This is a genomic window from Arthrobacter koreensis, from assembly GCF_035792275.1.
In the GTDB taxonomy this organism is placed as follows: Bacteria; Actinomycetota; Actinomycetes; order Actinomycetales; family Micrococcaceae; genus Arthrobacter_B; species Arthrobacter_B koreensis_A.
Window position 1 is genome coordinate 45,157 of sequence record NZ_JAMWKK010000018.1, and the last position, 14,057, is coordinate 59,213.

Genomic DNA, 14,057 nt, shown 5'->3' on the forward strand with positions numbered 1-14,057 from the left:
GTACCGGCCTCTAATCCTGCCGGACCGTCAGGACGATGGAGCCCTGTACCGTGCCGGATTCGAGGCGTTCCATGGCAGCCCGGGCCTCGGCGAGGGGGAACCGGCTGTCGATGGATGGAAGAACTGCGCCGGATTCCAGCAGGCCGTTGAGGCGCTGTAGTTCCGTGCCGCTCTCCTTCGCAAGAACATTCCCGAACCGCCGCCGGCCCCGGTCAAGCAGGGAGAGGACACCCCCGGCCAGCTGGCGCTCGATCATTCCTCCGGTCACCCTGCCGCCCTCTTCGCCGCCCACCAGTGCGGCAGTGCCGCCGGGTTTCAGGGCCCGCCGAAGCCTGGCGAGCGGAGGATTGCCGGCAAGATCGATGATCGCGTCGTAGGCGTCCGGGGATGCCGCGAAGTCCTCTGTCCGGTAGTCGAGCACGCGGCTTGCCCCGAGGGCCCGCACAAAGTCCGCCTTGGCTGCGGAACACGAACCGGTGACCTCCGCTCCGGCTGCAACCGCAAGCTGGACAGCCAGGCTGCCCACTCCGCCGGAGGCACCGGTGATGAGGACCCGCTGCCCGCTGGAGACCTTCGCGACGTCGGCCACCGCCTGCAGGGCGGTCAGCCCGGAAACCGGAACCACGGCGGCCTGTTCGAAATCCAGGCCTGCCGGTATGGGAGCCAGTTTGTGTTCGGGCGCTGCCGCGTAGCCGGCGAAAGTGCCCTTTCCGATCCCGTAGACCCGGTCGCCGGGCTGAAACCGTGTGACGGCGGCACCGGCGGCTGTCACGACGCCGGCAAGGTTCAGCCCCGCGACCGGCCGGCGCGGGCTGCGGAGGCCGAAGAACGCCCGCAGCAGGTACGGCCTGCCCGTCATGACGTGCCAGGTTCCCCTGGCGAGTCCGGCGGCGTACACCTGCACGAGGACCTCTGTGTCTGCGATATCCGGCAGGGGGACCATCTGCAGCCGAAGGACCTCCGGTCCGCCATAGCCGTTCTGGATCACCGCCCGCATCTCTGCGGGCAGGGCCGCAGCTAGGTGCGGCGCGCTCTGGCTACGCGGAGGGCGGGAATGCATTCCAAACATAAGTCGTCCTTTGCCGTTCAAGCCGTACTTAGTAAGGCAGAACCTACCGTACTAAGTACGGGAACGGTAGAGTTGGCGCAAATGAATCAACGCCCGGACCCCTCCCGCCCGCCGCTGACCCGCGAACTGGTGCTCCGCCGCGCCGTCGAACTCGCTGATGACGGCGGGCTGGGCGCGCTCACCATGCGCTCACTGGCCCAGGCGCTGGGGGTCAAGCCCATGTCGCTCTACCACCACGTCGCCAACAAGGAGGAGATCCTGGACGGGCTGGTGGACATTGTCTTCGCGGAAGTCCCCCTCCCCTCGGACGGGCCGTGGCGCCGGGAAATGGAACGCCGGGCTGCATCCCTGCGGAGTGCCCTGGGCAGGCATCCGTGGTCGGTCGGGCTGCTGGAAACGCGCACGTCTCCAGGGGCTGCAACCCTGCAGCACCACAATGCCGTGCTGCGTGTGCTGCGGCAGGCAGGCTTCAGCATCGAGGGTGCGGGGCATGCGTATGCCCTGCTGGACAGCTATATCTACGGGTTCGCACTGCAGGAAGCCGGCCTGCCGGTTGGCACCCCGGACTCAGACCCCGAGGTGGTGGCCGCGATGGCGCGGTCCTTCGCGCCGTCCGACCTGCCGTATCTTGCTGAAACGGCCATGTACCGGGTGATGCAGCCGGCCTACGCCTTCGGCGACGAGTTCGGATTCGGCCTTGGGGTCATTCTCGACGGGCTGGAACGCCTCCTGGCCCGCGAGGGGGAACCGGCGTCGGAATAGCCGGGGACTAATGCCTGCGCGCCGCCGGGCCGATACTGTGGATTGATGGCAACACCTGATCTCCCGGCCCGTTCCGGCCGCCGAACCGTCCTGCAGGAGCCGCCGCTGTCCTACAGGTTCTCAAGGGCCGACGGCGCGGCGCTGGGCTTCTATGCTGCAGCGATGGCCCTGCTGAGCCTCACCCCCGCAGCACTGGCCGTGACGGCCGTGATCCAGGACCCGGTTACGGCGTCGTATGCGGTGAACTTCACGTTCTATCTGGTCGCTGGAATTCTCGCATTCGCAGCCTCCCGGGCGTATGTGGTGCGTGAGACCCGCATCCTGGCGACCCGGCCGTGGCTGACGCTGGCAGTAATTCCGCTGTCCATCATCGCAATGCTGGTGGCCACCATGATCCTGGTGCTGCTCACCGGTCCGCCGGAAACCGCGGTGAACCAGGTGGCGGCACAGGACCTGATGATGTCGGTGTCGCCTTGGCTGATCGTGCCGCTGTTTGTCGTGCTCGCGCCGTTTGTGGAGGAGTACATCTACCGCCACCTGCTGATCGGCAAGCTCTCGAAGCGCCTGAACATCTGGGTGTGCAGCCTGCTCTCCGTGCTGGTGTTCTCCGGTATCCACGTTCTTGGGGAGGCCGAGTTCTCCCTGGCCGTGCTGGTCCCGTACTTGGCGATGGGGGCCGTCCTGGTGGGCGTCTACCTCTGGGCAGGCAACAACTTCATGCTGTCCTACTTTGTGCATGCGGCGAAGAACCTGCTGGCCGTGGTGCTCACCTATGCCGTGCCGGCGGAGCTGCTGCAGCAGTAACGGCAGCGGCCGGCATCCCGCTTAGCTGATGCAGAACTCGTTGCCTTCCGGATCAGCCATGGTGTACCAGAGGTGCGGGCCCTGGCTGGCTTCCCAGAGGAACTTGGCCCCGCGGGCTTCGAGGGCCGCCCGGGTGGCGTTGATGTCATCCCCTGAAAGCCGGATGTCCAGATGGATCCGGTCCTTGACCGTCTTGGGTTCCGGCACCGGCTGGAACAGGATGCGCATGGGCGCCACAGGTGAGCCGGGTGGAACCGGCTGCAGGACCGCTGATCCGGCCGCCCACATTCGGGTTCCGTTGTGGTCGATGACGTCGTCCGGGGAAGCAAAACCCTTGGCGAGCATCTCGTCGATGAAGTCCTGGTTGGTCTCCTCAACCGGCCAGCCGAGGGTCTCTGCCCACCAGTCAGCCTGGGCGTGGGCGTTCTCGCAGTCGATGCAGATCTGGATGTCGTATGCCATACGGCCCAACCTAAGTCAGCGCCGCGTCCCGCGTCCCGCGTTTGCGGACAACTGCCGTCCGCAATGGTGATGCTCTGCCATCTCGATGTTCGTCACCTGTTTGACCGCCCCCGCCCGTTCTGCGATTGTTTATAGAACGATTGGTCGGTAAATCCGGCAGCCGTGCGGGCAGTGGAGCCCTGCGGCGAACTGGCAACTCTTTGGGAGCAGACATGGCTGAGGCTTTTCTCGTTGGCGGAGTGCGGACTCCGGTGGGCCGCTACGGAGGTGCGCTGTCCAGCGTCCGTCCCGATGACCTGGCAGCACTGACGCTGCGCGAACTCGTTGCCCGCGAAGGCCTGGATCCCGCCGTCGTCGACGAAGTCATCCTCGGCAACGCCAACGGTGCAGGCGAAGAGAACCGCAACGTAGCCCGCATGGCCGCCCTGCTCGCCGGTTTCCCGGACACGGTTCCGGGCATCACGGTCAACCGCCTGTGCGCCTCGGGCCTGTCCGCCATCATCATGGCCTCGCACATGATCAAGGCCGGCGCCGCGGACATCGTCATTGCCGGCGGCACCGAATCCATGAGCCGCGCCCCCTGGGTCACAGAAAAGCCCACCAAGGCCTTCGCCAAGCCCGGGGACACCTTCGACACCTCGATCGGCTGGCGTTTCGCCAACGAACGCTTCGTTTCCGGCGACCTTTCCCGCGACGGCAAGATGACCTACTCCATGCCTGAAACGGCCGAGGAACTGGCCTCCACGGACAGCATTTCCCGCGAAGACGCCGACGCGTTCGCCGTCCGCTCCCACGAAAAGGCACTGGCCGCCATCGCCGCCGGACGGTTCAAGGATGAAATCGTCCCCGTCACCATCAAGGGCCGCAAGGGCGACACCGTCGTGGACACCGACGAAGGGCCCCGTGAAGGCACCACCCTGGAAGTCCTCTCCAAGCTGCGCCCCGTGGTCAAGCCGGGCGGCATCGTCACCGCCGGCAACGCCAGCTCCCTGAACGACGGCGCATCGGCCATCATCATCGCCTCCGAGCGCGCCATCAAGGAATACGGGCTCACCGCCCGCGCGCGGATCGTCGACGGCGCTTCCGCCGGTGTCCCGCCCGAAATCATGGGCATCGGCCCGGTTCCGGCCACGCAGAAAGTCCTGCAGCGCAGCGGCATCAGCCTGGACCAGGTGGGCGCCTTCGAGCTCAACGAAGCCTTCGCCACCCAGTCCCTGGCCTGCATCCGCCGCCTCGGCGTCGACGAAGGAATCGTGAACAACGACGGCGGCGCCATCGCCCTCGGCCACCCGCTCGGCTCCTCCGGCTCCCGGATCGCCATCACCCTGCTGGGCCGCATGGAACGCGAAGGTGCCTCACACGGCATCGCGACCATGTGCGTCGGCGTCGGGCAGGGAACCGCCATGCTGATCGAGGCCGTGTAGTGCCGGACTTCGCGGAGGTTTCCGCGCACTTCACCACGCTCAAGGTCACCATCAGGGAAGACCGCATCTCCGCGGTCCTGAACCGGCCCGAGGTCCGAAACGCCATTGACCAGACCATGGTCGATGAACTGCATGCCCTCTGCGCCGAGCTGGAGCACAATCCGAAGATCCTGATCCTCTCCGGAACCAACGGCATTTTCGCCTCCGGCGCGGACATTGCCCAGCTGCGCGAACGCCGCCGCGAGGACGCCCTGCGCGGGATCAACTCCACCATCTTCCACCGCATCGCCAAGCTGCCCATGCCGGTCATCGCCGCGCTGGACGGTTTTGCGCTGGGAGGGGGAGCGGAACTGGCCTTCGCCGCCGACTTCCGCATCAGCACCCCGTCGGTGAAGATCGGCAACCCGGAAACCTCCCTTGGCATCATGGCTGCGGCCGGAGCCACCTGGCGCCTGAAGGAACTAGTCGGGGAACCGCTGGCCAAGGAAATCCTCCTTGCCGGCCGGATCCTGAACGCCGAGGAAGCCCTTGCCGCCCGCCTGGTCACCGAAATCCATGAGGCAGATCAGCTGCTGGCAGCGGCCAACGCACTGGCCGACCGGATCGCCAAGCAGGACCCGCTGGCCGTACGTATCACCAAGTCCGTGTTCGCTGCGCCCGCCGAGGCGCACCCCGTGATCGACACCCTTGCCCAGGGCATCCTTTTCGAGTCCGAGGCGAAGTTCGACCGCATGCAGGCTTTCCTGGAAAGGAAGAAAAAGAAATGACAGTTCCCTCCAAGGTTGGTGTCCTCGGCGGCGGCCGCATGGGCGCGGGCATCGCCCACGCCTTCTGCACCGCCGGCGCCTCCGTCGTCGTCGTCGAGCGCGACGACGAGGCAGCGAAGGCCGCCTACGAGCGCGTAGCCGGCAACCTCGCCAAAAGCGTTGAGCGTGGCACCACGGAAGAGACCCTCGAAGCGCTGACGGCCCGCCTGAGCGTGTCCACCGACTACGCCGATTTTGCCGGCTCCGGCCTGGTAGTCGAGGCAGTTCCGGAAGACTTCTCGCTGAAGGCCACCGCACTGACGGCTGTGGAGGAACAGCTCGACGCCGATGCCTGGCTCGCGTCGAACACCTCCTCGCTGTCCGTTTCGGAACTGGCAGAGAAGCTGCAGCGGCCGGAGAGGTTCTGCGGGCTGCACTTCTTCAACCCGGTTCCCGCTTCTACCCTGATCGAGGTGGTCCTGGGCAAGCAGACCTCCGAGGAGCTCGCTTCCGCCGCCCGGACGTGGGTCACCGACCTGGGCAAGACGCCCGTCGTCGTCAATGATGCTCCCGGCTTCGCCAGCTCCCGGCTTGGCGTAGCAATTGCCCTCGAGGCCATGCGCATGGTCGAGGAGGGCGTAGCGTCCGCCGAAGACATCGACGCCGCTATGGTGCTGGGCTACAAGCACCCGACCGGTCCGCTGAAGACCACGGATATCGTAGGCCTGGACGTCCGGCTGGGCATCGCCGAGTACCTCGCCTCTACTCTTGGTCCGCGCTTCGAGCCGCCGCAGATCCTGCGGGACAAGGTTGCCCGCGGCGAACTCGGCCGCAAGACCGGCAAGGGCTTCTTCGACTGGAGCTAGTTTTCCGCAGGGCGGCAGCCCGCATCTCGTTGGGGGGATGCGGGCTGCCGCAGTTAACGGGCTGCTTTGGCACCTCCGCCTGCGCCGGTCATCTCTAACTGGGTTCCGCTGAAACCTTTGGGGAGCTAACGCGCTTAAGGATGTGCGGCCCGCATCCTTTGGGGAGACAGCGCTGTTTAGGGAGGCTGAAAGGAGCATTATCTGCCCAAAGCATTTCCGGGGGCGGCGCTAAGCGACGTCATCTCCCCGAAGGTTGACCCGGGTGCATTTTCGAACCGGTCTGCCGCTTTTGCCGGTGCAGCATAGTGAGTTCCGGGCGTCAGCTGCCGGGGCGCTGCCGCGGTGGGGGACAGGGCAGGCCGCCGGGGACTGTCACCCGGCGGCATCAATACCGGCAAGCCACCCCGGCGCCCGGCCCCCGTTCGGGGGTGACAGGGCAGCGGCGTCGATATTCGACGTCTGCAGCAGCCAGGACACCAGTGAGTTCGAGTTCCACATGTCACCGCCGGCCATTTTGGCGCCCCACACCCGCAGGGGAACCTGGGGAACGCGCGCAAGCAGTGCCGCGGCGTCGGATGCGGCCAGGTTGAACACCACCGGCGCTTCCGGAGCGTACGCGAGGTCGGGGATGACCCCGTCGCGCCAGCACCGCACCTCATACCGGAAGAACCGAGAACGCACCAGAGCCCGGAAACCGACCGGTCCCGTGGCCACCACCCCGGGTCCGCCGGCGCCCGGGCCCCAGGCCGGTGCCATTTCGACGGCGTAGCGACCGTCCGGGACCAGGATTTCCAGTGCGGCGTGGAACAGCGGCCGGGGGCTGCGCCCTTCGCGCAGGGTACGCCAGCGCTCCCACCACCGGCTGGTGTGGATCACCACGTGTCCGCCGGCGCCTACCGGCAGCCACCACAGCCGGATCCCGGTTTTGTCCACCGATACCTCCTCTGCTGACGCGCCTGCCGGCATGCAGCCGGGACTACGCCCCGGTGACGGGCTGCTGCAGTTCAGTCACCCAATCTGACTGGTCCTCGGACTCCGAACGCAGATATACCTCCCGGCACGGGCCAGAGAGGGTAAAACCGCGGGCAATGATCTCGGCGTGGACTGCCTGCCAGCTCTCGCCGATATGCTCCATCGAACCAAGATGGACTCCGCAGACCGCTGCCGGAACAGCCGGCAGCTGAACTTCCTCGGCGCCGTCGGGAATGGGACCGGAGCTCGCAAAGCCGGCGATGATCCGCATGCCGTCCTCTCCCATGTCGTACTGCGCCACGGGTACGCCGGCCGGTGAGCCGGACGGGGCCAGCAGAGCGGCAACACTGTCAAAGAGCGGTCCGACGACGCCGGGGACCTCGGGCTGTTCGGCCACCACGGCAGTGTGGGCAGCGAGCCGGACGGCAGGAAGCGGTTTTTCAATGATCTCGATCTGGGCCATGGCATTTTCCTTTTCTATGAGGTGGAGCCTGCGCTCAACGTCGATGAGCCGTGCCGCTGCTATCCGCGCCTCTTCCGCGACCTCTGCCCGCCGCAGGCGAAGCAGGCCGGCGATCCGGCCCGAGTCCACCCCGGAAGCGAGCATCGCGGAGATATCGTCCAGGCCAAAGCCAAGGGAACGCAGGGCCACGATCCGGTGCAGCCGGTCAAGCTGCGACGGGTCGTAGGAACGGTAGCCGCTGAACTCATCCACGTGGGCGGGAACAAGCAGCCCGGCGGTGTCCCAGTGCCGCAGCATGCGGTGGGTTACCTGGCCGATCTGCGCGAACGCTCCAATGGATAACATGCTCCAGTTCTCCTGCCTTCCACAGTGTCAGAGTCAAGTATCGCTGCCGGGGGCGTGCCAACACGCCGGGGAGCGGCTCCGCCTAGGCTGGAGGCATGAGTACTCCGGGGAACCGCAGCGTGGACTGGGAAGGCGCCGCGAACGCCAGGGACCTCGGCGGAATCCCGGCGGAACACGGCTGCGTGCAGCCGGGCCGGATCTACCGGATGGGCCGCTCCGAATGGCTCACCGCCCGCGGCTGGCAGCAGGCGCAGCAGGCCGGTGTCCGCACCGTCATCGACCTGCGCAACGGCGGAGAGATTGGCCGGCGGGACACCGACCCCGTCCTCCCGCCGTCGGCACACCACGGCATCCGGTTCCTGAACCTTCCCACCCAGGAACCCGACGACCCGGACTTCACGGCGCTGACCGGGCCGTACATGAGCTCACCGCGCTTTTATCCGGAGAACCTGCGCCGCTGGCCGGAAAAGTTCGCGGCAATCGCCGCAGCCGTCGCGGAGGCCCCGCCCGGCGGCGTCGTAATCCACTGCTCCGCCGGACGCGACCGCACCGGACTGGTGGCGGCGCTCCTGCTTGGCGTGGCCGGGGTGCAGCCGGCGGATATCGCCGCCGACTACCGTGCAGCGCTGACCGGCATCAACGACTGGCACCGAAAGCAGCAGCAGCCGCGGGAACGCCCGCTGGACGACGCCGAACTTGCCGCCCGTGCAGATGCTGCGGAGGGGGAGCTGCTGGGTTTCCTGCAGGATTTCGACGCCGCGGCCTTCCTGCGCCGGGCCGGCGCCGGTGAAGATGTCCTCACCCGGCTCCGGTCCCGGCTGCTGGACTTCTAGGCGGAGCCCTGGTCCTGCATGGTCACGTCACGCCGGGGCTCCCGGCCGCGGCAGGGAACCACCCGCTCACTTGTGGCTAAGTAGAAAAAAGAGCTCCGGTTCCGGCCCTCGTACGCGCCGGGGACCATCAGCGAGGAGTACCGCTGGCACCACTGGGGCTGGCCAGGGCTGGCCGCCAGCGCCTCTGCGACCAGCGGAACGTCGTGGTGCCACATCAGCTGCTGCTCGCCGTCCAGGACCAGGTAGATCAGGTCGAGTTCCGGGTCGGCGTGGACCTCGACGTCGATCCAGTCGTCGTACCCCATGAGACGGCCGCCGTGGATCCAGTGGATCTTGTGGCCGGGGTAGAAAGCGGTGCAGCGCGGGTCACTGGAGGGAATCACAGCGTGTCCTTCGTGGGAGTGTCCTTGCCCGCTCCGGTTGGACGCGGGCCGCTTCGTCATCCGAACCACCCGCCGAACAGTGGGGTTGGTGCATGGCCAGTCGGAGCTTTTCCATACCCGGGAGGGTGCGGAGGCCATGTCTCGTGAAGCAGTAGTTACGTTAGCAGGTGGCAGGGACAGCGGTATATGGGAGGGCGCAGGACCCGGAGCAAGTGCATGCGAACGCATGTATGGTGAAGGGAGTGGGTCAACTCCACTGAACCGATTCAAAGAAGAAGGCATCATGCGTGCAGTTGTATTTGAGAAGTGGCAGACTTTCCCGTCCCTGACCGAAGTTGAAAGGCCGAAGCCGGGACCGGGAGAGGTTCTGCTGAAGGTGGCAGGCGCTGGTGCATGCCATTCCGACGTGGCACTCTACAAGGACTTCGCCGAAGGCGCCCCGGGCTCGATTCCGCCGGGATTCGTCCTTGGCCATGAGAACTCCGGCTGGGTCGAAGAGCTCGGTGAAGGGGTATCCGGCGTTGAAATCGGCGGCGCCTACCTGGTCTACGGTCCCGTGGGCTGCGGCCACTGCAAGGCCTGCTCCCGCGGGCAGGACACCTACTGCGAGAACGCAGCAGAGATGCCGTACCTGGGCATGGGCCTGGGGCGCGACGGCGGCATGGCCGAATACCTGGTAGCCCCGGTCCGGAACCTGGTGCCGCTGGGTGACGCGGACCCCGTTGCTGCGGCTCCGCTCTCGGATGCAGCCCTGACGCCGTACCACGCGATCAAGAACTCCCTGCCGAACCTCGCCGGCGGCGGCAAGTACGCCCTGGTCATTGGCCTGGGCGGCCTCGGCCAGATGGCCGTGCAGATCCTGAAGGCGCTCACCGGTGCCACCGTGATCGCGACGGACATGAAGGAAGATGCCATGAAGCGGGCTGAAGCTGCCGGCGCCGTCGTGGTGCCCGGCGGCGAAGGCCAGGTGGAACGGATCCGGGAAATCACCGGCGGCCGCGGAGTCGACGCAGCATTCGATTTCGTCGGGGTCGGACCAACCATCAAGACGGCGGCTGCATCAATGGCACCGCAGTCACGCTTCACCGTGGTTGGCATTGCAGGCGGCGCGTACGAGTGGAGTTTCTTCACCACGCCTTACGAGTCGACCATCACCAACACCTACTGGGGCACCATCGAGGACCTCCACGAGGTGGTCGCCATGTACCGTGCGGGGCAGATCAAGCCCGAGGTTGAGCTCTACAGCATGGACAACGCGCTGGAGGCGTACCGCAAGCTGGAAGCCGGGGAACTCAGCGGACGCGCAGTCGTCGTTCCGCATATGAAGTAGTCCTTCCGGATCCCAGGCGAGACGGCGGTGCCCGCGTTTGGCGGGCCCCGCCGTCGTGCCGCCGGGGTTTTCGGACCAGCTCAGCGGCGGCCCCGGCAGGGATGGCCGCCGCCGGGATGCAGGTCAACGTCGGCGGTGATGGCGGCCAGGTAACCCTCCCGGTAGCCCGTCGCGTTCGGGTGCAGGTTGGCCTGGTCCTGGCCAAAGATGATCCACGAATCGGCCGATCCCACGCCGTGTCCGGCAAACTCGTCAACCACATCCACGTATGTGGACTGCCGGTCCGGCAGCTGGGCCGCCAGCACGGCGTTCAGCGAGTCCGTGCCGGCGTTGAACAGGCCGGCCGCCTCTGCGGTCAGCAGCCCTGGAACGCCGGCCCCGTCGAAGAGATGGGGATATCCGACCAGTACCAGTTCAGCCCGAGGGGCCAGGGCCCGCAGCTGCTGCAGCGACTGGCGCACCTGGGGAGCGAGGGTAGTTGCCGCATATGCCTGCGCCGCGGCCAGGGCCGGTGCGCAGGTGGCCGGAAGGGCCTCTCCGGCGCACGCTGCAACGACCTCCGTGAAACGGACGTCGTTGCCGCCGATCGTCAGCGTGACCAGGTCCGTGTTCCGGTCGATGGTGCCGGCCGCCTGCAGGGCGAAGATCTGCTCGGGAAGGTCCACGGGTCCGGGCGGCGGCGCCGGCGGAGTGCTCGCGGCCGTGGCCCCGGCGCAGGTCACATCCGCATCCAGTTCGATCCGTGGCAGCGCGTCCAGCAGCGCCGGGTACCCCTCCGCGGTCCGGCCACAGGCATCCAGGACAGCTCCTCCGCCAAATCCGGCGGCATATGAATCCCCGAGCGCCACATAATCGACGGTCCGTTTGCCACCCTTGTCCCAGCCTTTGTGGGGTCCGTGGTGGCCGCGGTCCCGGTCGGCTCCGGCACCTGCACCGGCCGCTGTCCAGCCAGGCGGGGAACCGGCTGCCGCCGTATCCGCCGCGGGTACCGCCAGGGAACCTGCCGTGAGCAGGCATCCGGCAGACAGCAGCGCCGCTGCCCGCCCCCACTTGCGCAACTGGAACATGTCCTTGCCTTCCGCCGTCGTTGTCCGCAGTGCTGTGCTGCGTCAGCGAACACGGTAACGGCCGTGCCCTGGGCGCGGAACACGAAGGCAGCAGGGGCGGGAGCGGGGACGAAATGTAAGGACAGCTCCGCCCGGGGTGATGTGCCGCACGGCACTCTCATGTAGGCTGGATTCATTACCGACCGTCCGGTCAGTTATCGGCCTGCGCCGCAGCTGCGGCCAGCGGAACCGGCCCGGACCGGCAAACGAACGTCCAGCATCGAAAGGGTCCGTCAAAGATGACCTCAACCGCCATAGACGTGCAAGTCGTCCCCAGCTTCGTCCAGGACGAATGGTGGACCCCGGAGAACACGTCCGGCAGCTCCGCCGAAGTCCGGGATGCCTCCACCGGCGAACTGCTCGCCCTGGTCAGCACCGACGGCCTGGATACCGCCGCCGCCGTCGAGCACGGCCGCACCGTGGGCCACCGCGGACTGGCCGGCCTCACCTTCCACCAGCGTGCCCTGAAACTGAAGGAACTGGCCCAGTACCTCAACGGCCGCCGCCCGGAACTCTACGAAATCTCCGCCCGCACCGGCGCCACCAAGATCGACTCCATGGTGGACATCGACGGCGGCATCGGCGTGCTCTTCACCTTCGGTTCCAAGGGCCGGCGCGAACTGCCGAACTCCACCGTGGTGATCGACGGAACCCCCGAGGTCCTGTCCAAGGACGGCTCCTTCATCGGCGAGCACGTCTACACGTCCATCCCGGGCGTCGCCGTGCAGATCAACGCCTTCAACTTCCCCGTCTGGGGCATGCTGGAGAAGTTCGCTCCGGCCTTCCTTGCCGGCGTTCCCACCATCGTGAAGCCCGCCACCCCCACCGGCTACCTCACCGAAGCAGCCGTGCGCATGATGATCGAATCCGGCATCCTGCCTGCCGGTTCGCTGCAGCTGATCTCCGGTTCCGCGCGGGACCTGCTGGACCACCTCGATTACCGGGACATGGTTTCCTTCACCGGCTCGGCGTCGACCGCGAACAAGCTGAAGAACCACACCAACGTGGTCGAAGGCGGCGTGCGCTTCACCAGCGAAACCGACTCGCTGAACGCCTCCATCCTGGGTCCGGACGCTGTTCCCGGCACCCCGGAGTTCGACGCGTACGTGAAGTCGCTGGTCACCGAAATGACGGTCAAGGCCGGCCAGAAGTGCACCTCCATCCGCCGCGCCATTGTGCCCAAGGCACTGGTGAACGACGTCGTTGCCGCCGCCGCCAAGCGCATCGAAGAACGCGTTGTGCTCGGTGACCCGCGCGCCGAGGGCGTCACCATGGGCGCCCTGGCATCGGTCGAGCAGCGCGACGGCGTCCGCTCCTCCGTGCAGACGCTCCTGGATGCCGGTGCGAAGATCGCGTTCGGCAGCCTGGACGCCCCGGAAACCGTGCAGGCTGACGGCAGCCGCCGCATCGCCGAAGACGGTGCCTTTCTGGCGCCGGTCCTGCTGACCTGGGACAACCCCGAGGCTGAGGCGCTGCACTCCGTGGAGGCCTTCGGCCCCGTTTCCTCCGTGGTCGGCTACGAAGACACCGCCGACGCCGTCCGCCTGGCTGCACTGGGCGGCGGCTCGCTGGTTGCCACGGTCTGCAGCAACGACCCGGAAACCGTCCGCGAAGTTGTCACCGGCATCGCCGGGCACCACGGCCGCGTGCACGTGCTGAACCGGGAAACCGCCCGCAGCTCCACCGGCCACGGCTCGCCCGTGCCGCACCTTGTCCACGGCGGACCCGGCCGTGCCGGCGGCGGCGAGGAACTCGGCGGCATCCGCGCCGTCAAGCACCACATGCAGCGCACCGCGATCCAGGGCTCGCCGAACATGCTGACCGCCATAACCGGCGTCTGGCACACCGGCGCAGACCAGAACTTCGATGCGACGCACCCTTTCCGCAAGGACCTGGCCACGCTGAAGATCGGCGACGCGATGGCTTCCGAGCTGCGCGAGGTCACCCTCGAAGACATCACCGCCTTTGCGAACAGCACGGGCGATACGTTCTACGCGCACACCAACCAGGAAGCCGCCGAAGCGAACCCGTTCTTCCCGGGCATCGTGGCGCACGGCTATCTGCTGCTCTCCTGGGGTGCCGGACTGTTCGTGGAGCCGGCACCGGGACCGGTGCTGGCCAACTACGGCCTGGAGAACCTGCGTTTCATCACTCCGGTGGCCGCGGGCGATTCGATCCGCGTCACCCTGACGGCCAAGCGCATCACGCCGCGCGAGACCGACGAGTACGGCGAGGTTGCCTGGGACGCCGTCCTGCACAACCAGAACGATGAGATCGTGGCGACCTACGACGTGCTGACCCTCGTGGAGAAGCAGCGCGCCTAGCCCTCCTCGACACATCGAGATCACAGAAACTGCCCGTTAGAAGCGGGCGGGTTCTAGCGGTCGTTGCAACACCTGAGAATTTCGGGAGTTGCAACGACCGTGTCTGTTTCATCAGGAAAGCAGTCCCGTCCGCGGCATAGCGCGGAGCAGAGAGCAGCGTTCTTCGTG

At 66.9% G+C, this 14,057-nt stretch carries 14 protein-coding genes and 1 riboswitch; of the genes, 8 read left to right on the forward strand and 6 right to left on the reverse strand.

The features are described from left to right. Nucleotides 1–10: 10 nt before the first annotated feature. Nucleotides 11–997 carry an NAD(P)-dependent alcohol dehydrogenase gene (locus NGB94_RS15660; protein ID WP_325791638.1) on the reverse strand — a complete coding sequence of 329 codons (987 nt, stop codon included), beginning with the start codon at nt 995–997 and terminating at the stop codon, nt 11–13. A gap of 153 nt (nt 998–1,150) precedes the next feature. Between NGB94_RS15660 and NGB94_RS15665 the strand changes: the two genes are divergently transcribed. Next, entirely contained in the window at nt 1,151–1,831 is a 681-nt protein-coding gene (locus tag NGB94_RS15665; protein WP_325791620.1) for a TetR/AcrR family transcriptional regulator C-terminal domain-containing protein, read from the forward strand. Between the two features lie 45 nt (nt 1,832–1,876). Beyond that, nucleotides 1,877–2,635, forward strand: coding sequence for a type II CAAX endopeptidase family protein (locus tag NGB94_RS15670; protein ID WP_325791621.1), 759 nt, complete (start codon nt 1,877–1,879; stop codon nt 2,633–2,635). Between the two features lie 21 nt (nt 2,636–2,656). On the opposite strand, the gene NGB94_RS15675 is transcribed toward NGB94_RS15670, so the two are convergent. Then, a complete protein-coding gene (locus NGB94_RS15675; protein WP_325791622.1) occupies nt 2,657–3,097 on the reverse strand; it encodes a VOC family protein in 441 nt (146 codons plus the stop codon). 212 nt (nt 3,098–3,309) lie between these two features. On the opposite strand from NGB94_RS15675, the gene NGB94_RS15680 reads away from it, so the two are divergent. From NGB94_RS15680 to NGB94_RS15690, 3 genes are read left to right on the forward strand one after another with little or no spacing between them, the layout of a single operon-like run. After that, nucleotides 3,310–4,521 carry a thiolase family protein gene (locus NGB94_RS15680; RefSeq protein ID WP_152226202.1) on the forward strand — a complete coding sequence of 404 codons (1,212 nt, stop codon included), beginning with the start codon at nt 3,310–3,312 and terminating at the stop codon, nt 4,519–4,521. Beyond that, nucleotides 4,521–5,288: an enoyl-CoA hydratase/isomerase family protein gene (locus tag NGB94_RS15685; RefSeq protein ID WP_325791623.1), complete on the forward strand. Its 768-nt coding sequence runs from the start codon at nt 4,521–4,523 to the stop codon at nt 5,286–5,288. The genes NGB94_RS15680 and NGB94_RS15685 overlap by 1 nt, the downstream gene beginning before the upstream one ends. Beyond that, a complete protein-coding gene (locus NGB94_RS15690) occupies nt 5,285–6,133 on the forward strand; it encodes a 3-hydroxyacyl-CoA dehydrogenase family protein (RefSeq protein WP_325791624.1) in 849 nt (282 codons plus the stop codon). Before NGB94_RS15685 ends, NGB94_RS15690 begins: the two co-directional genes overlap by 4 nt. Nucleotides 6,134–6,505: 372 nt before the next feature. Here NGB94_RS15690 and NGB94_RS15695 read toward each other — a convergent pair whose 3' ends face one another. Both NGB94_RS15695 and NGB94_RS15700 read right to left on the reverse strand, forming a co-directional pair. After that, nucleotides 6,506–7,066: a hypothetical protein gene (locus NGB94_RS15695; RefSeq protein WP_325791625.1), complete on the reverse strand. Its 561-nt coding sequence runs from the start codon at nt 7,064–7,066 to the stop codon at nt 6,506–6,508. A 43-nt stretch (nt 7,067–7,109) separates the two neighbouring features. After that, nucleotides 7,110–7,913: a MerR family transcriptional regulator gene (locus NGB94_RS15700; RefSeq protein ID WP_325791627.1), complete on the reverse strand. Its 804-nt coding sequence runs from the start codon at nt 7,911–7,913 to the stop codon at nt 7,110–7,112. A gap of 95 nt (nt 7,914–8,008) precedes the next feature. Between NGB94_RS15700 and NGB94_RS15705 the strand changes: the two genes are divergently transcribed. Continuing rightward, nucleotides 8,009–8,746: a tyrosine-protein phosphatase gene (locus NGB94_RS15705; protein WP_325791628.1), complete on the forward strand. Its 738-nt coding sequence runs from the start codon at nt 8,009–8,011 to the stop codon at nt 8,744–8,746. Here NGB94_RS15705 and NGB94_RS15710 read toward each other — a convergent pair. Next, nucleotides 8,743–9,129, reverse strand: a complete 387-nt coding sequence (locus NGB94_RS15710) for a hypothetical protein (RefSeq protein ID WP_325791629.1) — start codon at nt 9,127–9,129, stop codon at nt 8,743–8,745. The genes NGB94_RS15705 and NGB94_RS15710 overlap by 4 nt on opposite strands. A 15-nt stretch (nt 9,130–9,144) precedes the next feature. Beyond that, a riboswitch (SAM riboswitch) is annotated at nt 9,145–9,278 on the reverse strand. A gap of 134 nt (nt 9,279–9,412) precedes the next feature. Between NGB94_RS15710 and NGB94_RS15715 the strand changes: the two genes are divergently transcribed. Next, nucleotides 9,413–10,459: an NAD(P)-dependent alcohol dehydrogenase gene (locus NGB94_RS15715; protein WP_325791631.1), complete on the forward strand. Its 1,047-nt coding sequence runs from the start codon at nt 9,413–9,415 to the stop codon at nt 10,457–10,459. Nucleotides 10,460–10,539: 80 nt separating this feature from the next. Here the strand turns inward: NGB94_RS15715 and NGB94_RS15720 are convergent, their stop codons facing one another. Next, a complete protein-coding gene (locus NGB94_RS15720; RefSeq protein ID WP_325791633.1) occupies nt 10,540–11,526 on the reverse strand; it encodes an SGNH/GDSL hydrolase family protein in 987 nt (328 codons plus the stop codon). A gap of 278 nt (nt 11,527–11,804) precedes the next feature. Here NGB94_RS15720 and paaZ point away from each other — a divergent pair, with 278 nt between their 5' ends. Then, entirely contained in the window at nt 11,805–13,889 is a 2,085-nt protein-coding gene (paaZ, locus tag NGB94_RS15725) for a phenylacetic acid degradation bifunctional protein PaaZ (RefSeq protein WP_325791634.1), read from the forward strand. The last annotated feature ends 168 nt before the right edge of the window (nt 13,890–14,057 follow it).

Excerpts from the sequence above, each read along its gene's own strand:
- NGB94_RS15660 (WP_325791638.1), bottom strand. The coding sequence starts at position 997 with ATGCGGGCGGTGATCCAGAACGGCTATGGCGGACCGGAGGTCCTTCGG.
- NGB94_RS15665 (WP_325791620.1), top strand. The coding sequence starts at position 1,151 with ATGAATCAACGCCCGGACCCCTCCCGCCCGCCGCTGACCCGCGAACTG.
- NGB94_RS15670 (WP_325791621.1), top strand. The coding sequence starts at position 1,877 with ATGGCAACACCTGATCTCCCGGCCCGTTCCGGCCGCCGAACCGTCCTG.
- NGB94_RS15675 (WP_325791622.1), bottom strand. The coding sequence starts at position 3,097 with ATGGCATACGACATCCAGATCTGCATCGACTGCGAGAACGCCCACGCC.
- NGB94_RS15680 (WP_152226202.1), top strand. The coding sequence starts at position 3,310 with ATGGCTGAGGCTTTTCTCGTTGGCGGAGTGCGGACTCCGGTGGGCCGC.
- NGB94_RS15690 (WP_325791624.1), top strand. The coding sequence starts at position 5,285 with ATGACAGTTCCCTCCAAGGTTGGTGTCCTCGGCGGCGGCCGCATGGGC.
- NGB94_RS15700 (WP_325791627.1), bottom strand. The coding sequence starts at position 7,913 with ATGTTATCCATTGGAGCGTTCGCGCAGATCGGCCAGGTAACCCACCGC.
- NGB94_RS15705 (WP_325791628.1), top strand. The coding sequence starts at position 8,009 with ATGAGTACTCCGGGGAACCGCAGCGTGGACTGGGAAGGCGCCGCGAAC.
- NGB94_RS15715 (WP_325791631.1), top strand. The coding sequence starts at position 9,413 with ATGCGTGCAGTTGTATTTGAGAAGTGGCAGACTTTCCCGTCCCTGACC.
- NGB94_RS15720 (WP_325791633.1), bottom strand. The coding sequence starts at position 11,526 with ATGTTCCAGTTGCGCAAGTGGGGGCGGGCAGCGGCGCTGCTGTCTGCC.
- paaZ (WP_325791634.1), top strand. The coding sequence starts at position 11,805 with ATGACCTCAACCGCCATAGACGTGCAAGTCGTCCCCAGCTTCGTCCAG.